This window comes from Aeromonas sp. s8 (assembly GCF_040907785.1).
Classification (GTDB): Bacteria; Pseudomonadota; Gammaproteobacteria; order Enterobacterales; family Aeromonadaceae; genus Aeromonas; species Aeromonas veronii.
The window spans coordinates 33,546-55,414 of record NZ_JBFOCL010000050.1; the positions used below are offsets into that span (position 1 = coordinate 33,546).

19 protein-coding genes are annotated in these 21,869 nt (G+C 60.6%); 14 read left to right on the forward strand and 5 right to left on the reverse strand.

Annotation, left to right across the window (positions count from 1 at the left end; genetic code table 11):
* Positions 1-4: 4 nt before the first annotated feature.
* Entirely contained in the window at positions 5-907 is a 903-nt protein-coding gene (locus AB5Y86_RS18480) for an AraC family transcriptional regulator (protein WP_005339751.1), read from the reverse strand.
* Positions 908-1,064: 157 nt separating this feature from the next.
* Between AB5Y86_RS18480 and yqhD the strand changes: the two genes are divergently transcribed.
* The 8 genes from yqhD to AB5Y86_RS18520 all read left to right on the forward strand — a co-directional run bounded on the left by yqhD (position 1,065) and on the right by AB5Y86_RS18520 (position 11,736).
* Positions 1,065-2,228, forward strand: coding sequence for an alcohol dehydrogenase (gene yqhD, locus AB5Y86_RS18485; protein ID WP_368193745.1), 1,164 nt, complete (start codon positions 1,065-1,067; stop codon positions 2,226-2,228).
* Between the two features lie 507 nt (positions 2,229-2,735).
* Positions 2,736-4,262 carry a Re/Si-specific NAD(P)(+) transhydrogenase subunit alpha gene (pntA, locus tag AB5Y86_RS18490; protein WP_019446577.1) on the forward strand — a complete coding sequence of 509 codons (1,527 nt, stop codon included), beginning with the start codon at positions 2,736-2,738 and terminating at the stop codon, positions 4,260-4,262.
* Between the two features lie 11 nt (positions 4,263-4,273).
* Positions 4,274-5,758: a Re/Si-specific NAD(P)(+) transhydrogenase subunit beta gene (gene pntB / locus AB5Y86_RS18495; RefSeq protein WP_005339759.1), complete on the forward strand. Its 1,485-nt coding sequence runs from the start codon at positions 4,274-4,276 to the stop codon at positions 5,756-5,758.
* Positions 5,759-5,856: 98 nt separating this feature from the next.
* The gene (locus AB5Y86_RS18500; RefSeq protein ID WP_368193747.1) at positions 5,857-6,636 is read left to right on the forward strand and encodes a substrate-binding periplasmic protein; all 780 of its coding nucleotides are present in this window, start codon (positions 5,857-5,859) and stop codon (positions 6,634-6,636) included.
* A 147-nt stretch (positions 6,637-6,783) separates the two neighbouring features.
* Positions 6,784-7,452 carry a transcriptional regulator gene (locus AB5Y86_RS18505; RefSeq protein ID WP_201905828.1) on the forward strand — a complete coding sequence of 223 codons (669 nt, stop codon included), beginning with the start codon at positions 6,784-6,786 and terminating at the stop codon, positions 7,450-7,452.
* A 21-nt stretch (positions 7,453-7,473) separates the two neighbouring features.
* Positions 7,474-8,775: a serine dehydratase subunit alpha family protein gene (locus AB5Y86_RS18510; protein WP_201905830.1), complete on the forward strand. Its 1,302-nt coding sequence runs from the start codon at positions 7,474-7,476 to the stop codon at positions 8,773-8,775.
* A 133-nt stretch (positions 8,776-8,908) separates the two neighbouring features.
* The gene (locus AB5Y86_RS18515) at positions 8,909-10,309 is read left to right on the forward strand and encodes an L-cystine transporter (protein WP_005339766.1); all 1,401 of its coding nucleotides are present in this window, start codon (positions 8,909-8,911) and stop codon (positions 10,307-10,309) included.
* A gap of 98 nt (positions 10,310-10,407) precedes the next feature.
* On the forward strand, positions 10,408-11,736 hold the full coding sequence (locus AB5Y86_RS18520) for a CoA-disulfide reductase (RefSeq protein ID WP_368193748.1): 1,329 nt from the start codon (positions 10,408-10,410) through the stop codon (positions 11,734-11,736).
* A gap of 150 nt (positions 11,737-11,886) precedes the next feature.
* Here the strand turns inward: AB5Y86_RS18520 and AB5Y86_RS18525 are convergent, their stop codons facing one another.
* Positions 11,887-12,642 carry an outer membrane protein assembly factor BamD gene (locus tag AB5Y86_RS18525; protein WP_005339769.1) on the reverse strand — a complete coding sequence of 252 codons (756 nt, stop codon included), beginning with the start codon at positions 12,640-12,642 and terminating at the stop codon, positions 11,887-11,889.
* 117 nt (positions 12,643-12,759) lie between these two features.
* Here AB5Y86_RS18525 and rluD point away from each other — a divergent pair, with 117 nt between their 5' ends.
* The 4 genes from rluD to AB5Y86_RS18545 all read left to right on the forward strand — a co-directional run bounded on the left by rluD (position 12,760) and on the right by AB5Y86_RS18545 (position 18,251).
* Positions 12,760-13,740 carry a 23S rRNA pseudouridine(1911/1915/1917) synthase RluD gene (gene rluD, locus AB5Y86_RS18530; protein ID WP_005339771.1) on the forward strand — a complete coding sequence of 327 codons (981 nt, stop codon included), beginning with the start codon at positions 12,760-12,762 and terminating at the stop codon, positions 13,738-13,740.
* Between the two features lie 112 nt (positions 13,741-13,852).
* Positions 13,853-14,590: a peptidoglycan editing factor PgeF gene (gene pgeF, locus AB5Y86_RS18535; RefSeq protein ID WP_368193750.1), complete on the forward strand. Its 738-nt coding sequence runs from the start codon at positions 13,853-13,855 to the stop codon at positions 14,588-14,590.
* Between the two features lie 202 nt (positions 14,591-14,792).
* On the forward strand, positions 14,793-17,366 hold the full coding sequence (clpB, locus tag AB5Y86_RS18540) for an ATP-dependent chaperone ClpB (protein WP_158113523.1): 2,574 nt from the start codon (positions 14,793-14,795) through the stop codon (positions 17,364-17,366).
* A gap of 60 nt (positions 17,367-17,426) precedes the next feature.
* Positions 17,427-18,251 carry an MBL fold metallo-hydrolase gene (locus AB5Y86_RS18545; RefSeq protein ID WP_368193752.1) on the forward strand — a complete coding sequence of 275 codons (825 nt, stop codon included), beginning with the start codon at positions 17,427-17,429 and terminating at the stop codon, positions 18,249-18,251.
* A 210-nt stretch (positions 18,252-18,461) separates the two neighbouring features.
* Here AB5Y86_RS18545 and asnA read toward each other — a convergent pair whose 3' ends face one another.
* Positions 18,462-19,454 carry an aspartate--ammonia ligase gene (gene asnA, locus AB5Y86_RS18550; RefSeq protein ID WP_368193754.1) on the reverse strand — a complete coding sequence of 331 codons (993 nt, stop codon included), beginning with the start codon at positions 19,452-19,454 and terminating at the stop codon, positions 18,462-18,464.
* A gap of 154 nt (positions 19,455-19,608) precedes the next feature.
* On the opposite strand from asnA, the gene asnC reads away from it, so the two are divergent.
* Positions 19,609-20,070, forward strand: coding sequence for a transcriptional regulator AsnC (gene asnC / locus AB5Y86_RS18555; RefSeq protein WP_005339783.1), 462 nt, complete (start codon positions 19,609-19,611; stop codon positions 20,068-20,070).
* A gap of 8 nt (positions 20,071-20,078) precedes the next feature.
* On the opposite strand, the gene AB5Y86_RS18560 is transcribed toward asnC, so the two are convergent.
* A complete protein-coding gene (locus AB5Y86_RS18560; protein WP_368193755.1) occupies positions 20,079-20,843 on the reverse strand; it encodes a substrate-binding periplasmic protein in 765 nt (254 codons plus the stop codon).
* Between the two features lie 87 nt (positions 20,844-20,930).
* On the opposite strand from AB5Y86_RS18560, the gene AB5Y86_RS18565 reads away from it, so the two are divergent.
* Entirely contained in the window at positions 20,931-21,467 is a 537-nt protein-coding gene (locus AB5Y86_RS18565) for a DUF2301 domain-containing membrane protein (RefSeq protein WP_058052004.1), read from the forward strand.
* On the opposite strand, the gene AB5Y86_RS18570 is transcribed toward AB5Y86_RS18565, so the two are convergent.
* Positions 21,464-21,868 carry a CBS domain-containing protein gene (locus AB5Y86_RS18570; protein WP_368193757.1) on the reverse strand — a complete coding sequence of 135 codons (405 nt, stop codon included), beginning with the start codon at positions 21,866-21,868 and terminating at the stop codon, positions 21,464-21,466. The genes AB5Y86_RS18565 and AB5Y86_RS18570 overlap by 4 nt on opposite strands.
* Position 21,869 lies beyond the last annotated feature (1 nt).

Genomic DNA, 21,869 nt, shown 5'->3' on the forward strand with positions numbered 1-21,869 from the left:
CTTGTTATCCCTCAATGATGCGCAGCTGGCCATCCCGGAAGCGGGAGGCCTGATCCGTCGGCGTGCTGCCGAAGAAGCGCTTGTACTCCCGACTGAACTGGGAGTTGCTCTCGTAACCGACTCTGGCCGCCGCGGTGCCCGCCTTGATGCCGTCGTGCAACATCATCATCCGCGCCTTGTGCAGGCGAAACGACTTGATGTACTGCAGCGGCGAGGTGGCAGTGACCGCCTTGAAGTGGTGGTGAAAGGCGGAGACGCTCATGTTCACCTCCCGCGCCAGCTCCTCCATGGTGAGGTTGTCGGCATAACGGGACTCTATCATACGCAGCACCCGGGCGATCTGGCCCACATGGTTGTGGCGATTGGCGAGCGCCTGCAGCGCCGGGCCGCCCCCCTCGGTGAGGGCGTGGAACAGCATCTCCCGCACCGTCTGCGGCCCCAGCACCCTGGCGTGCAGCGGGTTGTCCATCAGCTCGATCAGTCGCTCGGCGGCGCAGAACATGGTTTCCGACAGGGGGACCGAGTGGACGCCGCTCTTTTGCGGCGCGGGGGCGGGCAGGGCATCGCCCAGCTCCAGCAGCAGCTCTTGCAGGGTTACCAGATCGATCTCGATGGTAAAACCGATAAGCGGCTGCTCGGGGGAGGCGAAGCACTCGCACTCGCAGGGCAGCGGCAGGGTCATCAGCAGATAGTGGTTGGGGTCGTAGCGAAACACCTGATCCGCCAGATAACCCACCTTGTGTCCCTGCAGGATAACGATCATCCGCGGTTGGTAGAGCACCGGGGTGCGGCCATGGTGCTCGGTGGTATAGATGAGGTTGACCTGTTTCACCGGTGATGGGGTGATGCCGGGGGCGGTGACGTGGCGGGTCAATCTGGTTGCGAGGTCGCTGTAACGGTTTTGCATGGGCGCTCTTTGATTCGACAGTTCCGGTTTTCGCTGCTTTGTAGAAATAGGCAAGAATCAAGCAGGATGTTGTCTTGATGGTAGAGTGGTTCTGGAGAAAAATGCAATCACGATTTCGCGGCCTGGCCGCCCTGACTATCAGAAGAAGGCAATGTCGATGAACAACTTTACTCTCCATACCCCGACCAAAATCCTGTTCGGCCAAGGGCTGATCGCCCAGCTGCGCGAGCAGCTTCCGAGCGATGCCCGCGTCATGATCACCTACGGTGGCGGCAGCGTGGTACGCAGCGGCCTGCTGGAACAGATTCGCAACGAGCTGGCTGGCATGACCCTGTTTGAATTTGGCGGCATCGAACCGAACCCGGCCTACGAGACCCTGATGGGCGCCGTGGAGCTGGCCCGTGCCGAGCGGGTCGACTTCCTGCTCGCCGTTGGTGGTGGTTCCGTGCTCGATGGCACCAAGTTTATCGCTGCTGCCGCGCACTACGATCTGGCCAAGGATCCCTGGCACATTCTCGAGACCGTCGGCAGCGAAGTGCGCTCCGCCATCCCGCTCGGCTCAGTGCTGACCCTGCCGGCAACCGGTTCCGAAATGAACATGGGGGCCGTCATCACCCGTCGCAGCAGTGGCGACAAGGTGCACTTCTTCTCGCCGTTCGTGATGCCGCGCTTCGCCGTGCTCGATCCGGTGCTCACCTACACCCTGCCCGAGCGTCAGGTGGCGAACGGTGTGGTGGATGCTTTCGTCCACATAGTGGAGCAGTACCTCACCTATCCGGTCAATGCCAAGGTGCAGGATCGCTTCGCCGAAGGCTTGCTGCTGACCCTGATCGAAGAGGGGCCCAAGGCGCTAGCAGAGCCGCACAACTACGAGGTGCGCGCCAACATCATGTGGAGCGCCACCATGGCGTTGAACGGCCTGATCGGTGCCGGTGTGCCGCAGGATTGGGCCACCCACATGCTGGGTCACGAGCTGACTGCCCTGCACGGCCTCGACCACGCCCAGACTCTGGCGGTGGTGCTGCCTGCCCTGCTGCAGGCCAAGCGCAAACAGAAACATGCCAAGCTGCTGCAATACGCAGAGCGGGTGTGGGGTCTGGACAGCGGCAGCGAAGCGGAGCGCATCGACGATGCCATCGCCGCGACCCGCGACTTCTTCGAGCGGATGGGGGTCAAGACCCGACTGCGCGACTACGGTCTGAAAGATCTGGGTATCGACACTCTGATCGGCAAGCTGGGTGAGCACGGCATGACCCGTCTGGGCGAGCACGGCGATATCGATCTGGTGCAGAGCCAGCATATTTATGAAGCGGCCTGGTAAGGGCCGCCAATCGGCGCCAAACGGGCGAAACGATTGAATTGTCGGGGCCCTCTCCCGCCATCTGGCGGCTGAGAGGCCCCGCTTTTGTTGGGAAAATGTTACTTTTCGGCGTTTCGCTGCGAGAAGTGAGACGAAAGCGGATTTCGTAAGAACAAAAAACGCTAAGATAGAGGGCCGGTAAAACATTTTTTTTGACTGGTTGGATCACTTTTTTCAGCCGTTTTTACTGGTATAAGCCTCTAATTTGGTTTGTTTTTTTTAATCGTAGCCAGGGATGGGCTGAATTCTGTACGAGTGCCGTCGGGACTGCGGTTGTAATAAAACTCCAAAATTTGATACTAATCACCTTCGCGCCTGAAAAGCGGGGGCCTGACCATGACAGGAGGTTGAGGTAAAGCCTACTGATTTTCATAACAAAGAGCCCTGGACCTGCACTTTGGTCATGTCTTGTTTCGTCAGAAGTGAGACACTGGGCAGCGATTGTTTATTAACCATCAGGGAATAGTCATGCAGATTGGAATACCGAGAGAGAGTCTCGCCGGTGAGACCCGGGTCGCAGCGACCCCGGCTACCGTCGAGCAGCTGAAAAAGCTCGGCTTCGAGGTCGCCATCGAGACCGGCGCAGGCCTGTCGGCCAGCTTCGATGATGCCGCCTTCGAGGCTGCCGGTGCCAGCGTGGTGCCGAATGTCTGGCAAGCCGACCTTATCTTCAAGGTCAATGCGCCGACCGATGCCGAGATCGCACAAATTAAAGATGGCGCCACTCTGGTGAGCTTCATCTGGCCTGCCCAGAACCCTGAGCTGGTCAAGAAGCTGTCCGAGCGCAACATCAATGTGATGGCGATGGATATGGTGCCGCGGATCTCCCGTGCCCAGTCCCTCGATGCCCTCTCCTCCATGGCCAACATCGGTGGCTATCGCGCCGTGGTTGAAGCTGCGCACCAGTTCGGTCGCTTCTTCACCGGTCAAATCACCGCAGCCGGTAAAGTGCCGCCTGCCAAGGTACTGGTGATCGGTGCCGGTGTTGCCGGTCTGGCTGCCATCGGTACTGCCGGTTCCCTCGGTGCCATCGTGCGTGCTTTCGACACCCGTCTGGAAGTGGCCGAGCAGATCGAATCCATGGGTGGGGAATTCCTCAAGCTGGACTTCGGTGGCGAAGATGGCGCATCCAGCGATGGTTACGCCAAAGTGATGTCCGATGAGTTCATCAAGGCCGAGATGGAGCTGTTCGCCCAGCAGGCCAAAGAGGTGGACATCATCATCACCACCGCCCTGATCCCGGGCAAGCCGGCTCCCAAGCTGATCACCAAAGAGATGGTCGACAGCATGAAGCCGGGCTCCGTCATCGTGGACATGGCCGCTCAGGCTGGCGGTAACTGTGAATACACAGTGCCGGGTGAGCTGCATGTCACCGACAACGGCGTCAAGGTGATCGGTTACACCGATCTGCCGGGTCGTCTGCCTGCCCAATCCTCCCAGCTCTACGGTACCAACCTGGTCAACCTGATGAAGCTGATGTGCAAGGAGAAGGACGGCAACGTTGCCATCGACTTCGAAGACGTGGTTCAGCGCAACATGACGGTGATCCAGGCCGGTGAAGTGACCTTCCCGCCGCCCGCCATCTCCGTCTCTGCTGCCCCGCAGAAACCGGCCGCCGCCAAACCGGCAGCCAAGAAGGAAGAGGCCAAGCCCTCCAACAAGAAGTTCGTGTTCGGTGCCCTCGGCATCGCCGCCTTCGGCTGGATCGCCTCCGTTGCCCCGGCAGCCTTCCTCTCCCACTTCACCGTATTCATCCTGGCCTGTGTGGTCGGTTACTACGTGGTGTGGAACGTCTCTCACGCCCTGCACACGCCGCTGATGTCGGTCACCAATGCCATCTCCGGCATTATCGTGGTCGGTGCCCTGCTGCAGATCGGGCAAGGGTCGACCCTGGTTACCGCGCTGGCGTTCATCGCCGTGCTGATTGCCAGTATCAACATCTTCGGCGGCTTCACCGTCACTCAGCGCATGCTGAAGATGTTCCGTAAGGATTAAGGGGGTTTAACGTGTCTCAAGGACTGGTAACAGCATCCTATATCGTTGCCGCCGTGCTCTTCATCCTCAGTCTCGCGGGACTGTCGAAGCAAGAAACGGCCAAGCATGGCAACCTGTTCGGTATCGCGGGTATGGCTATCGCCCTGCTCGCCACCGTATTCAACCCGGAGACCAGTGGCGTTCACTGGATCATTCTGGCCATGGTGATCGGCGGTGCCATCGGCGTGCGTCTGGCGCTCAAGGTCGAAATGACCGAGATGCCCGAGCTGGTGGCCGTGCTGCACAGCTTCGTGGGTATGGCGGCAGTGCTGGTGGGCTTCAACAGCTTCATCGATCTGCACCCCTCTGCACCTGCTGAGGTCGTCGTCTCCGTCGGTTCCAATCTGGATGCCACCTTGGCAGCCGCCCGTGCGGCGTTCGAGCAGGCCAACAGCGTTGCTCAGGTCGAGCACCTGACCGGCGCCATGCTGAACATCCATCTGGTCGAGATCTTCCTGGGCGTCTTCATCGGTGCCGTAACCTTCACCGGTTCCGTGGTTGCCTTCGGCAAACTGCGTGGTCTCATCTCCTCCAAGCCGCTGATGCTGCCGCACCGCCACAAGCTGAACCTGCTGGCCGTGGTCGCCTCGTTGGCGCTGATGGTCTACTTCGTCAACGCGGGCGGCTCTACCTTCGCCCTGCTGGTGATGACCCTGATCGCCTTCGCCTTCGGCTGGCATCTGGTTGCCTCCATCGGTGGCGCAGACATGCCGGTCGTGGTCTCCATGCTGAACTCCTACTCCGGTTGGGCGGCAGCGGCGGCGGGCTTCATGCTCTCCAACGACCTGCTGATCGTCACCGGTGCTCTGGTGGGTTCCTCCGGTGCGATCCTCTCTTACATCATGTGTAAGGCGATGAACCGCTCCTTCATCTCCGTGATCGCCGGTGGCTTCGGCTCCGATGGCGTGGCCTCCACGGCTGATCAGGAGATGGGCGAATACCGCGAAACCAGCGCCGAGGAAGTGGCTGACCTGCTGAAGAACTCCAGCTCCGTCATCATCACCCCGGGCTACGGTATGGCGGTGGCGCAGGCCCAGTATCCGGTGGCTGAAATCACCCAGAAGCTGCGTGATCGTGGCGTCAAGGTGCGCTTCGGTATCCACCCGGTTGCCGGTCGTCTGCCTGGCCACATGAACGTGCTGCTGGCGGAAGCGAAAGTCCCGTATGACATCGTGCTGGAAATGGACGAGATCAACGACGACTTCGCCGATACCGATACCGTGCTGGTGATTGGTGCCAACGACACCGTCAACCCGGCCGCGATGGAAGATCCGGGCAGCCCGATCGCCGGTATGCCGGTGCTGGAAGTATGGAAAGCGCAGAACGTCATCGGCTTCAAGCGTTCCATGAACACTGGCTACGCCGGTGTCCAGAACCCGCTGTTCTTCAAGGAAAATACCCAGATGCTGTTTGGCGATGCCAAGGCCAGCGTCGAGGCAATCCTGAAAGCACTGTAAGTGCCATTCAGAGAGTGGATATCAAGGAGGCTTCGGCCTCCTTTTTTATTGCTCATCCCTTGTATATCCTCAATCCATACGGACCATGAGGGATCTCCATGATGTGGTGTCAGGGTTGGCGAAGGATCGGGTTGTACGGCTGGCTGCTGGCCTCCCTGTTTGGTGCTGGTTCGGCCGTGGCGACGAACGAGCCGCCGACTCTGACGCTGCTGACCGAACTGTGGCCCCCTTATGTGATGCGTGGTGACAATGGCGAGCTGGCTGGCGCCGATCTCGATCTGGCCTGTACCGTGTTGCGCCAGATGGGTTATCGCACTGAAATCAGGGTGCTGCCCTGGAAGCGGGTTCTGCAGCAGGCCCGTCTCAGACAGGGGGATGCGGTGCTCGATGTCTTCTTTGAACCTTCCCGCCAGCACTGGCTCCACTACCCCGAAGAGCCGCTCTCTTATAGCGGTGAAGTGCTCTTCTATCCGACGGCTCGTCCGGTAGATTTCAGTCAGCTCTCCGACCTCAAGGGTCTGCGGATAGGTATTCAGGAAGATTATGCCTACAGCCCCGATTTTCTGACCGATCCCGGGGTGATCCGGATGCCGATGACGGGGGAGGGGAATGCCATCAAACAGCTGCATTTGATGATGGCCGGTCGGCTGGACGGGGTGGTGCTCAACGAGCGGGTCGGTCGCTACTTGCTGCATACCCAGGGGCTGCAGGATCAGGTGAACCACGGCTCGCGCCTGCTGACCGACGACAACCGCAACTTCCTCGCGTTTACCCACAAGCCCGGCCACGACCAGCTGGCTATCCGTTTCTCCTCTGCCCTCAAGGCGTTCAAACAGACTCCCGCCTACAAGCAGTTGCTGGCTCGCTATCACCTCTAAGTTGCCGCCCTGCTGTGCGCCGCTTCACAATTTGTCGCACTTTGTTAAAAGGTGGGCATAATGGCGAGCAAAATGGGGATGTCGCTCAACATTAGTTGATCTTGTTGATAGTAGAATCAACTGCGGTTTACTCAAAGTTACTCATATATGTCCACAGCAGCCACCACTGACCAGATCAATTCGTTAACGGATGAAGAACGTCATCTGATCGCCAGTTTCGAGCCCGCGGTCGAGGCGCTGGCCGCGCTGTTTGGCGCAGGGTGCGAGGTGGTGTTGCATGCGTTCGATACGCTGGATGCATCGGTTATCAAGATTGCCAACGGCCATGTCACCGGTCGTCGGGAGGGGGCGCCGGTCACCGACTTTGCCCTCAACCGCTTGCAGGGGGAGGCGGGCAGCCAGTGGAGCAGCTACTTCAGCCGTACCCGCGACGGGACGCTGATGAAGTCCTCCTCCATCACTATCAGCAACCGGCAGGGCAAGCCCATCGGCATGCTCTGCGTGAACTTCAGTCTGGATACCTCCCTTGGCAGCCTGCTCGATACTTTTGCGCTGCCCGCGGCACCGGCGCCGCTCAACAACGAGACCTTTGCCTGCTCGGTGGATGATCTGGTGACTCAGGTGATTGAGAAGGTGGATCGGGACGATTCGCTCTCCTGCACGGTGCGCAACAAGGAGATAGTGACCCGGCTCTTCGACATGGGGATCTTCGAGATCAAGGAGGCGGCCCAGCTGGTTGCCCGGATGCTCGGCATCTCCCGTCATACTGTTTATCTGCATATCCGCAACTACAAGGCGGATCTGAACAAGCAATAACTGCCTGCGGGCACCCTGAACATGAGAAACACTGCGATGAAAGCACAATGGACCGACTTTATTACCCTGCTCAAGCGTGAAGTGGTGCCGGCCCTGGGCTGTACCGAGCCGATGTCGGTGGCGCTGGCGGCGGCCAACTGCCGCAAGCTGCTGGGGGAGACCCCGACCCGCATCAGCGTCTGGGTCAGTGGCAATCTGTTCAAGAATGGCATGGGGGTCGGGGTGCCGGGCACCGGCATGATCGGTCTGCCGGTGGCCGCTGCGGTCGGCATCACCGGCGGCAATCCCGATGCCGGGCTGGAGGTGCTAAAGACTCTCACCCCGGCCCAGGTCGAGGCGGCCAAGGCGCTGCTGCCGGTGATCAAGGTGGATGTGAAGGATGTGCCGGACGTGCTCTACGCCGAGGTGCTGGCCGAAGTTGAAGGGCACAGTGCCCGGGTGGTGATCTGTACCGACCACACTCGCATCATCCTGATGGAGAAGGATGGCGAGGTGCTGATGGAGCAGGCCAGCGCTCCCGGCGTGCAGATCCAGCCGGCCAAATCCGCCAAACCGGCCATGACCCTGCGGGAGATCGTCGATTTTGCATTGGAAGTGCCGCTGGCGGAGATCGACTTTATCCGCGAGGCCGCCACCATGAATCAGGCGCTGGCAGATGAAGGGTTGCAGGGTTACGGCCTGAAGATCGGCAAGATCCTCACCGAACAGGTGGAGCGCAAGCTGCTCTCCGATGACCTGATGACCCTGGCGATGCGCCTCTCCTCTGCTGCCTCCGATGCGCGAATGGATGGCGCCATGCTGCCCGCCATGTCCAACTCGGGCTCGGGTAATCAGGGCATTGCCGCCACCATGCCTGTGGTCGCGGCTGCCCGCTTCCTCAAGGCGAGCGACGAGCAGCTGACCCGGGCACTGGTGATGAGCCATCTGGTGGCCATCTACATCAAGACCTATCAGAACAAGCTGTCAGCCCTCTGCGCGGCCAGTACCGCCGCCATGGGTGCCGGTGCCGCCATCACCTGGCTGCTGGGCGGCCAGTATCAGCAGATCAGCCACTGCATCAACAACATGATTGGCGATGTCTCCGGCATCATCTGCGACGGCGCGGGCAGCGCCTGCTCCATGAAGGTCTCCACCTCCACCTCGGCGGCGGTAAAGTCCTCGCTGATGGCCATCAACAACCTGCATGTCCCCCAGAGCGAGGGGATCGTCTCCGACGATGTGGACCAGACCATCGCCAATCTGGGCCGCCTCTCCAAAGAGGGGATGCTGGATACCGACATCGAAATCATCAACATCATGCGAGCGAAACAGCAGAAGCAGTGAATCTGTGACAAGGGGGCGATAGACCCCCTTGTTCTTGTCACGACGGCGCAGACCGTCTGACACGGTTGCCAGGGCAAGCATGGCGCTTGCTCTTGTTTCTCGGGCCCAAGCCCGCTTTTTGGGGAGTCATACCATGACATTTAGCGTTATCGGCAATCTGGCCATCGCCGCCATCTTGCTGTTCTTTCTCTACCGGTTACAGGAAAAACATGTGAGCTTCACCCGCCGGGTATTTGCCGGTCTGGGGCTCGGTATTCTGTTCGGCGCCGCATTGCAACTGCTTTACGGTGCAGGTTCGTCCGTCATTGTTCAGACCATCGACTATCTGGATATCGTGGGTAGCGGCTATGTGAAGCTGCTGCAGATGATCATCATCCCGCTGATCATGGTTTCCATCATCAGCGCTATCTTGAAGCTCAATGGTGGCACTGCGCTGGGTAAGATCAGCGCCATGACCATAGGCGTGCTTATCTTCACCACCGCCATCGCCGCCGGGGCGGGCATCCTGATGTCCAACCTGTTTGGCCTGACCGCTGAAGGGCTCACCTCCGGTGCCGCCGAGAGCGCCCGGGGCGCCGCGCTGCAGACCACCCTCGGCAGCGTCGAGAGCATGTCTTTCGCCAAGATGATGCTGGAGTTCATTCCCGCCAACCCCTTCCTCGACATGACCGGGGCCCGCAAGACCTCCACCATCGCCGTGGTGATCTTTTCCATCTTCATCGGCCTCTCCGCCACCGGCATCGCCCGCAAGAAGCCGGAGATCTTCGCCAGCTTCAGCCACTTCGTGGCCGTGGCTCATGCCATCGTGATGCGAATGGTGACTCTGGTGCTGCGCCTGACCCCGTTCGGCGTGCTGGCGCTGATGACCAAGGTGGTCTCCGGCTCCAACTATGCTGACATCCTCAACCTGCTCAGCTTTGTGATGGCCTCTTACGGCGCCATTGCCATCATGTTTGTCGTGCACCTGCTGCTGGTGAGCATGGTCGGCATCAACCCGCTGCGCTTCCTCAAGAAGATCACTCCGGTGCTGGCGTTTGCCTTCACCTCCCGTACCAGTGCGGGCTCCATCCCGATGAACGTGCAGACCCAGACCAAGTCGCTGGGTATTCCTGAGGGGATCGCCAACTTCGCCGCCTCCTTCGGTTCCACCATCGGCCAGAACGGCTGTGCCGGTATCTATCCGGCCATGCTGGCCGTGATGATTGCCCCGACCGTCGGGGTTAACCCGATGGATCCCGGCTTTATCATGACCCTGATCGCCATCATCACCGTCAGCTCCTTCGGGGTGGCCGGGATTGGCGGCGGCGCCACTTTTGCCGCGCTGATCGTGCTCTCCGCGCTGGACTTCCCGGTGGCGCTGGCCGGTCTGCTCATCTCCATCGAGCCGCTGATCGACATGGGCCGTACCGCGCTCAACGTTTCAGGCTCCATCACCGCAGGGACGGTGACCAGCCGCCTGATGGGCGAGACCGACATGCATGTGTTCAACAGCGATCACGAAGTGAGTCTGGACGGCGAAGAGTCCACCGTCTGATTTGCTGTCGGTTGATCTGCCCGTGGAAAGGGGCGACTCTTTCCCGTCATAGACCGCAGGGAGGGCATGCCCTCCCTGCGCCATTGAGAGGAAAAACAATGAGAATTCTGATCATCGGTGGCGAAGCCGCCGGTATGAGCGCGGCGGCCAAGGCACGCCGTCTGGCCAAAGATGCCGACATCGTGGTGTATGAGGCCTCCGAGGTGATCTCTTTCGGTGCCTGCGGCCTGCCCTACTTCGTCGGCGACGAGTTTCAGGAGCCCGGCTACATGGCCGAGTTCACCCCCGAGCAGTTCGCCGCCAAGGGGATCGAGGTCAAGATTGGCCATCGGGTGCTGAGTCTGGATGCTGCCGCGCAGACGCTGACAGTTGAGCACAACGGCGACACCTTCACCGATCGCTACGATCGGCTGATGATCGCCACCGGCGCCCGCGAAGTGATGCCCCCCATCCCCGGTCTGCAGCAGCAAGGGGTATTCGGTCTGCGCCGGATGGCCGACGGGCTGGCGCTCAAAGCTGCGGTGCAAGACAAGAATAATCGCCGCGCCGTGGTGATCGGCTCCGGCTTTATCGGGCTGGAAGTGGTCGAGGCGCTGGTCCATCAGGGCAAAGAGGTGCGCCTGATCGAGCTGGCGGATCGGGTCATCCCCGACGCGTTTGATGGCGAGATCACCCAGCACATCGAAACCGAACTGCGCGCGCAGGGGGTCTCTCTCCATCTGGGTGAGCGAGTTGAAGCACTGCTGGGGGATGGCCGGGTGACCGGCGTGCGAACCAGCCAGGGCGAGTACGAGGCCGATATCGTGGTGGTCTGCACCGGGGTCAAGCCCAACACCGAGTTTCTGGCCGACACCGGCATCGAGCGGCTCGGCAACGGCGCCATCAAGGTGGACCGTCAGGGGCGTAGCTCGCTCGCCAACGTCTGGTCGGCCGGTGACTGTGCCAGCGTCTGGCACAGCGTGAAGCAGCAGCAGGTCTATGTGCCGCTCGCCACCATCGCCAACAAGCTGGGGCGCATGGTAGGCGAGAATCTGGCGGGTGCCGAGCAGGAGTTCCCCGGCACTCTGGGTTCCGCCGCGCTCAAGGTGCTGGGGCTGGAGGCGGGCCGTACCGGCCTCTCCGAGCAGGAAGCCAAGGCGATGGGGATCGACTATCGCACCGTGGTGATCAAGGACAAGTGCCACACCAACTACTGCCCGGGTCAGTCCGATATCCACGTCAAGCTGGTCTATGAGGCGGGCAGCAAGCGGCTGTTGGGTGGTCAGATCCTCGGTCGCAAGGGGGCGGTCCACCGCATCGATGCGCTGGCAGTGGCTATCACCATGGGGGTGACCACCGAGCAGCTCGGCATGCTGGACTTTGCTTACGCGCCGCCCTTCTCCCGTACCTGGGATGCCCTGAACGTGGCGGGTAATGTCGCGAAGTAAGCGTTGCGATGACGGACGGCGCTGGGAAGGCGCCGTTACGTTGCCCCAGCTCTGCAGAGCAATCTGCGGGTAACAGCTGAGGGTAAATTGCAGCGATAAAAAAACCGATGCCAAGGCATCGGTTTTTTGTTACCGGTTTATCCGTATCACTCAGCCACGGCCGAGGCGGTTCTCCGGGTAGTTCTTGGCCAGCACTTCGCGGGCATGCTTGGCCAACTGCGGCATCTTCAGAGCGTCGTAAGACTCGACCATGATCTCCAGCGCCTTCTCGGTTTCGGCTGTGTCGGGGTAGGTTTCGACAATCAGCTTGGCCCGGTTGGCGGCAGCGACCAGTGCATCACGCTTCACGTAATACTCGGCCACGCTCAGGTCATATCGGGCCAGACGATTCTTCAGGCCAATCATGCGGGCGCGGGCATCGGCGGCATAGACGCTGTTGGGGTAGTTCTGCAACAGGGTCTTGAAATCCTGGAATGCCTGACGGGCATAAGCCGGGTCTTTGTCGTCACGACCGATGCCGAACAGGCTCTGGAAGAAGTTGTAATCCGCCGCCATGTTGGTCAGGCCGCGCATATAGAAGACGTAATCGATATTTTTATGCGCCGGATTGAGGCGGATAAAACGGTCGATATTGGCGATCGCCTGAGCGGTATCATCCTGCTTGTAGTAGGCATAGATGAGGTCAAGCTGCACCTGGTTGGAGTAGGCGCCGAACGGGTAGCGAGAGTCCAAAGCCTCCAGCAATTCAGTGGCTTGCACGTAATTGCCAACGTCCAGTTTGAGGCGTGCTTTCTGGTACAGGGTCTCCGGCGGTTCGTCGGGTACCTTGGGTTTGGTGCTGGAACAGCCTGTGATCAAGGTAGCGACCAAGGCGAGCGACATCAGCAGGTGAGACTTCTTTCCCATCAACAACATCCGGTCCATTTCCACGAAATTGGCAAAGTATCCGTTATGCTTGGCTAAAAGAAAAGCTAGAATACCCGGATTATTTCGAATTGATACCCCCCGCTCAAGAGACCATACATGAGCCAGCATATTGAACTGACAGGCGAATTCCAGGATCACCAATTCGGGCAGCGACTCGACCAGGCCCTGGCCGAATTGTTTCCAGACTACTCCCGCACCCGCATCAAGGAGTGGATTTTACAGGACAGAGTGACCCTGGACGGTCAGGTTGCCAACACCCCGCGCGAGAAGATTCTGGCTGGGCAGCAGGTGCATGTGAATGTCGAGCTGGAAGATGATACTCGCTGGGATGCCCAGGATATCGAGCTCAACATCGTTTATGAAGATGAACACATTCTGGTGATCGACAAACCGGCCGGTCTGGTGGTTCACCCGGGCGCAGGTACGCCGGATGGCACCATCCTCAACGCCCTGCTGCACCGCTACCCCGGCATTGCCGAGGTACCCCGCGCCGGTATCGTGCACCGTCTGGATAAAGACACCACAGGTTTGATGGTGGTTGCCAAAACCGTACCCGCCCAGACCCATCTGGTGGAAGCGTTGCAGGCGCGCCAGATCACCCGTGAGTACGAAGCGATCGCCATCGGTCATATGACCGCAGGTGGCACCGTCGATGCGCCCATCGGCCGTCACCCGACCCAGCGTACCCACATGGCCGTGGTGCCCAATGGCCGTCCCTCAGTGACTCACTACCGGGTTCACGAGAAGTTCCGTGGCCACACCCGTCTGCGTCTGCGTCTGGAGACCGGCCGTACCCACCAGATCCGTGTCCACATGGCGCATATCAAACACCCGCTGGTGGGTGATCCCGCTTATGGTGGTCGTCTGCGCCCGCTGCGCAACGCGACCCCCGAGCTGACCCAGGCACTGCGTAACTTCAACCGTCAGGCGCTGCATGCCACCATGCTGCAACTGGCTCACCCCATCACGGGGGAAGTGATGCAGTGGCACTCAGCTACACCGCAAGACATGGTGGAGCTGATGGAAGTGCTGCGCGCGGATACGCTCGCCAATCCGGATGATTTAGTCTGGAACTGATGCGATCGGGCCTGCTGCGTCGGTTTCTGGCGTCATCCGGCCCGAACAGATGCCAAACGGGGTTCCCTTGCAGGAGCCCCGTTTTTATATCGGTGAATTGAAGGAGTCACAGATGAAATGGATCGAACCCGACTGGCCAGCCCCGGCGTGTGTCAGGGCGTTGTCGACCACCCGGGATGGCGGCGTCAGTGAAGGGGCCTTTGCCGGTCTCAATCTGGGCGCCCACGTGGATGACGAACCGGCGCGAGTCGAGGCCAATCGCGCCCGCTTGCAGCAGGCGGCCGCCATCCCGGGGCCCCTCAACTGGCTCAATCAGGTGCACGGCACCGTAGTTCATCCGGTCAGCAGCCATTATCAGCAAGCACCGGATGCCGATGCTGCCTGCGCCCATGAGGCGGATCAGGCCTGCATCGTGATGACTGCCGACTGTCTGCCGGTGCTGTTCTGCGATCGGGCCGGTACCGTGGTGGCCGCCGCCCACGCAGGCTGGCGTGGCCTGAAAGAGGGCGTATTGGAGGCGAGCATCGCCGCCATGGGCTGCGAGCCGGGCGAGATCCTGGCCTGGCTTGGCCCGGCCATCGGCCCCACCGCGTTTGAAGTGGGTGGCGAGGTGCGCGAGGCCTTTATGGCGGAGCAGGCTGAAGCAGAGGCGGCGTTCGTCCCCTCGTCCAATGAGGGGAAATGGCTGGCGGATATCTACCAGCTGGCTCGGCTGCGCCTCGCCCGCGCAGGTGTCACCGCCGTCTATGGTGGCGAATACTGTACCTTCAGCGACAGCGAGCAGTTTTACTCCTATCGTCGCAACGGCCAGACCGGCCGGATGGCCTCCCTCATCTGGTTGGCCCGCTAAGCAATCACCCGCCAAGTAATAGCCCGTCTCTCTCAAGAACAGATCCGTATGAGAGAGGCGGGGATCCTGCCCTCTCTCCGCTTTGCAGAAAAAATAACCAGCCCATGCCCTTGAAATAGCCCGTACGGGCCTCATCTTTCATCTTAGAAAGTTAAGTTGTTTGCCGCGCAAGCGGCGTCTGCCTGTTTGAAGGGGGAGTGCAATGCGCCTCGATCGCCTTACCAGCAAATTCCAGATTGCTATTTCCGATGCCCAGTCTCTTGCGCTGGGTCGTGATCACCAATTCATCGAACCCGTTCATCTGATGACCGCACTGGTCAATCAGGATGGCGGCTCTATCCGTCCGCTGCTCACCCTGACCGGGATGGATATCAATGCCCTGCGCTCCCGCCTCGGCGAGGAGCTGGATCGCCTGCCGCGCGTCAGCGGCGTGGAAGGGGACGTGCAGCTCTCCAACGGCCTCGGCCGCCTGCTCAACGTCTGCGACAAACTGGCCCAGCAGCGCAAGGATCAGTTCATCTCCTCCGAACTGTTCGTGCTGGCGGCCCTCGACGAGAAGGGGACGCTGGGCGAGCTGTTGCGTGCTCAGGGGCTGACCAAAGAGAAGCTCGAAGCGGCCATCGACAAGGTGCGTGGCGGCAAGAAGGTGGAGGATGCCAACGCCGAGGAGAACCGTCAGGCGCTGGAGAAGTACACCATCGATCTGACCGAGCGGGCCGAGATCGGCAAACTTGACCCGGTGATCGGCCGTGATGACGAGATCCGCCGTACCATTCAGGTGCTGCAACGCCGTACCAAGAACAACCCTGTGCTGATCGGTGCCCCCGGTGTCGGTAAAACCGCCATCGTCGAGGGACTGGCTCAGCGCATCATCAACGGCGAAGTGCCGGAAGGGCTCAAAAACAAGCGGGTGCTGTCGCTGGACATGGGGGCGCTGGTGGCCGGTGCCAAGTATCGCGGTGAGTTTGAAGAGCGGCTCAAGGCTGTACTGACCGATCTCGCCAAGGAGGAGGGCAACGTCATCCTCTTTATCGACGAGCTGCACACCATGGTCGGCGCCGGCAAGGGCGAAGGGGCCATGGACGCGGGCAACATGCTCAAACCTGCGCTGGCCCGTGGCGACCTGCACTGCGTCGGAGCCACTACTCTGGATGAGTACCGTCAGTACATCGAGAAGGATGCAGCGCTTGAGCGTCGCTTCCAGAAGGTGCTGGTAGAAGAGCCGAGCGTGGAGGACACCATCGCCATCCTGCGCGGTCTGAAAGAGCGTTACGAGCTGCACCACCATGTGCAGATCACCGACCCCGCCATCGTGGCGGCGGCCCAGCTGTCGCACCGCTATATCGCGGATCGCCAGTTGCCGGACAAGGCCATCGACCTTATCGACGAGGCGGCGGCCAGCATCCGGCTGCAGATCGACTCCAAGCCCGAGGCGCTCGATCGTCTCGAGCGGCGCATCATCCAGCTCAAGCTGGAGCAGCAGGCGCTGATGAAAGAGGACGATGACGCCAGCCGCAAGCGTCTGGAGCTGATCAATCAGGAGATTGGCGAAAAAGATCGGGAATACAACGAGCTGGACGAAGTGTGGAAGGCCGAGAAGGCAGCCCTCGCCGGCACCCAGCATATCAAGGCAGCGCTGGAGCAGGCCCGTCAGGATCTCGACGTGGCGCGCCGCGCAGGCGACCTGGGCAGGATGTCCGAGCTGCAGTACGGCCGCATTCCTGAACTGGAGAAACAGCTGGATCTCGCCACTCAGGCCGAGATGCAGGAGACCAGTCTGCTGCGCAACCGGGTCACCGATGTGGAGATCGCAGACGTCTTGGCCCGCTGGACCGGTATTCCGGTCGCCCGCATGCTGGAAGGGGAGCGCGACAAGCTGCTGCGGATGGAAGATCAGCTGCACAGCCGGGTGATTGGTCAGGAAGAGGCGGTCGATGCGGTCTCCAACGCCATTCGCCGCTCCCGTGCCGGGCTCTCAGATCCGAATCGCCCTATCGGCTCCTTCCTGTTCCTGGGGCCCACCGGGGTGGGCAAGACCGAGCTGTGCAAGGCGCTGGCGGAGTTCCTGTTCGATACCCAGGATGCCATGGTGCGGATCGATATGTCCGAGTTCATGGAGAAACACAGCGTGGCCCGTCTGGTGGGGGCGCCTCCCGGATACGTGGGTTATGAAGAGGGTGGTTATCTGACCGAGGCTGTGCGCCGTCGTCCCTACTCGGTGATCCTGCTGGACGAGGTTGAGAAGGCGCACCCCGATGTGTTCAACATCCTGCTGCAGGTGCTGGATGATGGCCGTCTGACCGATGGTCAGGGTCGCACCGTCGATTTCCGCAACTCGGTGGTGATCATGACCTCCAACCTCGGGTCGGATCTGATTCAGGAGCACCACTCCGAGAAGGATTACGACGAGATGAAGGCCATGCTGATGGATGTGCTGACCCGCAGTTTCCGGCCGGAGTTTATCAACCGGATCGACGAGACGGTGGTGTTCCATCCGCTTGGCGAGGATCACATCAAGTCCATCGCCCGCATCCAGCTCAAGAGCCTGATGGGGCGACTGGAGGCTCAGGGTTACGAGGTGGAGGTGAGCGAAGCGCTGCTCGAGAAGCTGGTGCATGCCGGGTTCGACCCCGTCTACGGGGCGCGGCCTCTCAAACGGGCGATCCAGCAGAAGGTGGAGAACCCGCTGGCGCAGGCCCTGCTCTCCGGCCGCATTGTGCCGGGCAAAAAACTGGTGCTGGGGGCCGACAGCAACGGCCTCACCATGACCCAGTAATGGGATTGTCGATGAAAAACGCAGGCCTTGTGCCTGCGTTTTGTTTTCAGGGGAAGCGAGATGCTGAAGTTTTCCGTGCTGGTGGATGACGACGTTCATCTGCCAGGCTGTCTGCCCGAGCGAGGGTTGGCGCTGCTGCTGGAGTGTGACGGCCTCAGGGTGCTGTTTGATAGCGGCCGTGGCCGGGCGCTGTGCCACAACGCCGCCGTGATGGGGATCGATCTCGCCTCGCTCACCCATGTGGTGCTCTCCCACGGTCATTATGACCATGTGGGCGGGGTCGGCTCGCTGCCCGTCTATCCAAGACCCATCCCGCTCATCGCCTGTCCGGACGTGTTTTGCGAGCGGGGCTACTTCCTGTCGCTGCCCTTCTGGCGACGCAACCTCTATCGCCTGTCGGGGGCGCTGGCTCGGGAGTCGCTGCCGGCCAGAGGCTTGCTTCCCCACTGCTCAGCCGAGCCGGTGTGGCTCTCGGATCGTCTGGTGTTCCTCGGTAGCATCATGCGGCACGACCGGGCTGCGCCTTCGCTGCTCGGCTACATAGTGCGGGGTGGGCGGGTGGAGAAAGACCTCATCAGCGACGACTCGGCGCTGGCCTACAAGAGTGAGCAGGGGCTCATCATCTTTATTGGCTGCGGTCATGCCGGGGTCGAAAACATCATCGAGCGGGCCAAGGAGGTGTGTGGCGATGAGCGGATCCATGCCGTCATCGGTGGCCTGCACCTGAAGTTCTCTGGTCCAGAGCGGGCGGCTGCGCTCGGCACCTATCTGCAGGAAGAGGCGGTAGAGCAGTTGTTTGCCTGCCACTGCACTGGCAGCAGAAAGGCGGAGTTGCCACGCCAGTGCCAGATCGGTGCCGGGTTCGAGCACAGTTTTTCGGCGTAAAAAAAACGGCAATCCGAAGATTGCCGGGAGGAATGTAGTGACGCGACCTGACGTGGGTTGAGCGGGTCGCAGGGGCAAGCCCCCGATTTCGAAACAAAACCGCTAACGGCCTTGCGTCTTACAGCCTGCTGGGGATGCGCTCGCTCAACCCCGACGGCCACCTGCCTGTTGCCATGCCGGCTGCGATGGCGCCGGCATGGCCTTCATTCGTTACAACATGCCTTGCACGGCTGCTTTCATCTCGGCTGGCCAGACACCAACCTGCACCTGACCGATATGCTCTTTTTGCAGCAGCAGCATGGCCAGACGAGATTGGCCGATGCCGCCGCCGATGGTCTGCGGCATCCGTGCGGCCAGCAGATCCTGATGCCAGTCGTACTGCAGGCGATCCTCGTCGCCGGTGATAGCCAGCTGGCGGCGCAGCGCCTCGGCATCGACCCGGATCCCCATGGAGGAGATCTCGAAGCTGTCTTGCAGTACCGGGTTCCACACCAGAATGTCACCGTTTAGACCCGCCAGACCCAGCTCGCTGTGGCTGCTCCAGTCGTCGTAGTCCGGGGCGCGCACATCGTGACGCTCACCGTGGGAGAGGGCACCGCCGATGCCGATCAGGAACACGGCCCCCAGCTCTTTGGCGATGGCACGTTCGCGCCCCTTGGCATCGAGGTCCGGGTAACGGGCCAGCAGCTCTTCGCTGTGCAGGAACTGGATCTCGGCTGGCAGGAAGGGGGTCAGCTCATGTTCGGCGCAGACTGCGCGCTCGGTGGCCTTGATGGCGGCCCAGATGCCGCGCACGGTTTCCTGCAGATAGGCCAGATCGCGGCGCTCACTCGGCATCACCTTCTCCCAGTCCCACTGATCTACGTAGACCGAGTGGATGGGGGTGAGCTTGTCTTCATCCGGACGCAGTGCCTTCATGTGGGTGTAGATCCCTTCGCCCGAGCCGAAACCGAAGCGACCCAGGGTCTGGCGCTTCCATTTGGCCAGTGAATGGACCACTTCGTAGCTGTGATCCGGCAGGGTTTTTACTTTGACCTGCACTGCATTCTCGTGGCCAGAGAGGTTGTCCTGAGTACCATCACCGACCCGGCTCAGAATGGGGGCTTGCACCTCCATCAGACCCAGTTGCTGGGCGAGTTGGCGGGAGAACATCTCTTTGACGAAGCTGATCTGCTGTTGGCTGCGAATGTAGTGCTGTTTCATGCTGAATTCCTGTTTCAAACCCCGTTGGATGTGGTGATTCTTCAACGGATTGCCAACTAAATTCAATAATCGATAATAGAAATAGGCTTTGTGTATTTTTTTCTTCAAAATAAGACGTCATTTAATGAGGTATCGTTAGCGGGAGTGCAAAAAAATGCCGGAAAATTACCGGATCGATAATCTCGATCAGGCCATCCTCACCGCTCTGATGGAGAATGCGCGGATCCCTTACGCCGAACTGGCGAAACAACTGGCGGTCAGCCCGGGCACCATCCATGTGCGGGTGGAGAAGATGAAACAGGCGGGGATCATCGAGGGGACACGGGTGCAGGTTAACCCCAAGAAGCTGGGTTACGACGTCTGCTGCTTTATCGGGATCAATCTGAAGAGTGCCAAGGATTACCCCTCGGCATTGGCCAAGCTGCAGGCGCTGGACGAGGTGGTGGAGGCCTACTACACCACGGGCCACTACAGCATCTTCATGAAGGTGATGACCCGCTCCATCGACGAGCTGCAGATAGTGCTGATCAACAAGATCCAGACCATCGACGAGATCCAGTCCACTGAAACCCTGATTTCACTGCAAAACCCTATCCTGCGGGATGTGAAACCCTGACCCCTTGATCAGGGTTCGATATAGGGGATGGCGTACTTGTCGTAGAGGGCCTTGAGGCTGCCGTTGCGCTTCATGCGCAGCAGTTCGGCATCGTAGGCCGCCATCAGGGCGGGGGTCTGTGCATCCGCCCGTGCGCGGGCCCAGGTGTTGAAGTAGGGGCTGCTCTTGAGCGGTTTGGGCAGGTAATCGACCTTGCCTGTCAGCCCCTCCTCCTTGATTTGGGTGAAGGCGGTGACCAGTGGCATGGGCACGGTATCGATGCGTCCGGCCAGCAGTTTGCGCAGTTGCAGCTGGTTCATGGTGATCTCCTGGAACTGATAGGCAGGGTCGGTCATGGCCGCTGCCAGTTCAGGGGTGTAGGAGAAATCCTTGGTCACACCGATGCGCCAGGGTTTGAGATCGGCCAGCGTTTCGTAGCGGATCTTCAGTAGGTCAGTCTTGCGCACGAAGAAGTGCCAGCTGTGGCGAAGATGTGCCTGTTGGGGATAGATGAGATAGCTCTCCCGCTCTGCCTTGTAGGAGTGGGTCATCACCAGGTCGCAGGCGCCGGTTTCGGCATTGCGGGTGAGGCGGGCACCGGAGTCGGCCAGCTCGATCCGAAAGGGCGTCTCCAGCTTGTCGAAGATGGCGGTGACGATGTCGACATCGAGCCCACGGGGTTTCTGATCGGCATCGAGAAACTTGAGCGGGGGCTCCATGGTGCCGCAGATCACCAGCTCTTTGGCGGGCAATCCGAGTGGAAACAGCAACCAAAACAGGGGGATCACACGCAAACTACGTCTCCTGAGCCCGTTTGAAGATATTCCAAGACCTGATTCCAGTATATTGGATGGCACCTGATCCGTTAGAAGCGACTGTTTATGGCAAATCCTGAAATCGAGAGCCCGCTGGACGGGATCGACAAGTTGACCGTCTCGCTCTACCGCCTTGGCTTGAGTGCGGCAGCCTTGTTGCTGCTTTGCCGCGGTGCGGCGCTGCTGAGCGGGATGGCATTGCTTCCGTCGGCACAATGGTTGATGTCGCTGGCAGTGGCAAGCGCAATCTGCGGCTTCTCGCTGCATATCTACGACAAGCGGATTCGCCTGATTCTGCAGGGATTTGGGTGGGGCGCACTGGCCCTGGCAGCGGTGGGGGCGCCAGATGCGCTGGTGCTGGGGGCTGCGTTGGCGACCCTCTCCGGGCTGGCGTTCAAGGAGCAGTTTTGTTTCGCCATTCCCGGCATCAAGCTGGTGCCCGTATTGCTGCCGGCGTTATGGCTGCTGGAGTGGTTGCGGGTGGAGTGGGCCGCCGCACTGGTGGCGCTGGTATGCGGGGCCCTGTTGAGCTTGTTGGCGCTGGCCAAGTGGCGGATGCCCCTGCACTTCGATATCGGTGACAAGGGGCGTTACCAGATCTAGGTCTGCTGGCACACCTTCATCTGCTGGTTGAGGGCTTGCATCACCTGACGGCGGCTGATGATGCCGATCACCTTGCCCTGTTGCAGCACCGGGTAGATCTTGGGCTTGGCGTCAGCCATCTGGCGGGCCAGCTCCAGAATGCTCTCATCCGGCCCGACCGAGAGGGGCAAGCGGTTCATCAGATCCTCCACCCGGGTGCGGGTATCGCAGTGGTAGCTGCCGGTGAGCAGGCTGGGGATGCAGTCTTGTTCGGAGAGAAAGCCGATCAGCCGTTTCTGCTCATCCAGCACCGGCAGGCCGCCAAGACCCGATTGATGCAGGCGATCCAGCGCCTCGGCCAGGCCGAGTCCGGCAGTGAGGGAGTGGGTCAGGCGACCCATGTGGTGGTGTACTTTCAGCATG

What these genes read in the sequence shown, in the direction of transcription:
- AB5Y86_RS18525 (WP_005339769.1), bottom strand. Translation starts at nt 12,642, where the DNA reads ATGGGAAAGAAGTCTCACCTGCTGATGTCGCTCGCCTTGGTCGCTACC.
- AB5Y86_RS18570 (WP_368193757.1), bottom strand. Translation starts at nt 21,868, where the DNA reads ATGCTGAAAGTACACCACCACATGGGTCGCCTGACCCACTCCCTCACT.
- AB5Y86_RS18505 (WP_201905828.1), top strand. Translation starts at nt 6,784, where the DNA reads ATGTCCACAGCAGCCACCACTGACCAGATCAATTCGTTAACGGATGAA.
- yqhD (WP_368193745.1), top strand. Translation starts at nt 1,065, where the DNA reads ATGAACAACTTTACTCTCCATACCCCGACCAAAATCCTGTTCGGCCAA.
- rluD (WP_005339771.1), top strand. Translation starts at nt 12,760, where the DNA reads ATGAGCCAGCATATTGAACTGACAGGCGAATTCCAGGATCACCAATTC.
- AB5Y86_RS18510 (WP_201905830.1), top strand. Translation starts at nt 7,474, where the DNA reads ATGAGAAACACTGCGATGAAAGCACAATGGACCGACTTTATTACCCTG.
- asnC (WP_005339783.1), top strand. Translation starts at nt 19,609, where the DNA reads ATGCCGGAAAATTACCGGATCGATAATCTCGATCAGGCCATCCTCACC.
- AB5Y86_RS18545 (WP_368193752.1), top strand. Translation starts at nt 17,427, where the DNA reads ATGCTGAAGTTTTCCGTGCTGGTGGATGACGACGTTCATCTGCCAGGC.
- pntA (WP_019446577.1), top strand. Translation starts at nt 2,736, where the DNA reads ATGCAGATTGGAATACCGAGAGAGAGTCTCGCCGGTGAGACCCGGGTC.
- asnA (WP_368193754.1), bottom strand. Translation starts at nt 19,454, where the DNA reads ATGAAACAGCACTACATTCGCAGCCAACAGCAGATCAGCTTCGTCAAA.
- AB5Y86_RS18515 (WP_005339766.1), top strand. Translation starts at nt 8,909, where the DNA reads ATGACATTTAGCGTTATCGGCAATCTGGCCATCGCCGCCATCTTGCTG.
- AB5Y86_RS18520 (WP_368193748.1), top strand. Translation starts at nt 10,408, where the DNA reads ATGAGAATTCTGATCATCGGTGGCGAAGCCGCCGGTATGAGCGCGGCG.
- AB5Y86_RS18500 (WP_368193747.1), top strand. Translation starts at nt 5,857, where the DNA reads ATGATGTGGTGTCAGGGTTGGCGAAGGATCGGGTTGTACGGCTGGCTG.
- AB5Y86_RS18480 (WP_005339751.1), bottom strand. Translation starts at nt 907, where the DNA reads ATGCAAAACCGTTACAGCGACCTCGCAACCAGATTGACCCGCCACGTC.
- clpB (WP_158113523.1), top strand. Translation starts at nt 14,793, where the DNA reads ATGCGCCTCGATCGCCTTACCAGCAAATTCCAGATTGCTATTTCCGAT.
- pgeF (WP_368193750.1), top strand. Translation starts at nt 13,853, where the DNA reads ATGAAATGGATCGAACCCGACTGGCCAGCCCCGGCGTGTGTCAGGGCG.
- AB5Y86_RS18565 (WP_058052004.1), top strand. Translation starts at nt 20,931, where the DNA reads ATGGCAAATCCTGAAATCGAGAGCCCGCTGGACGGGATCGACAAGTTG.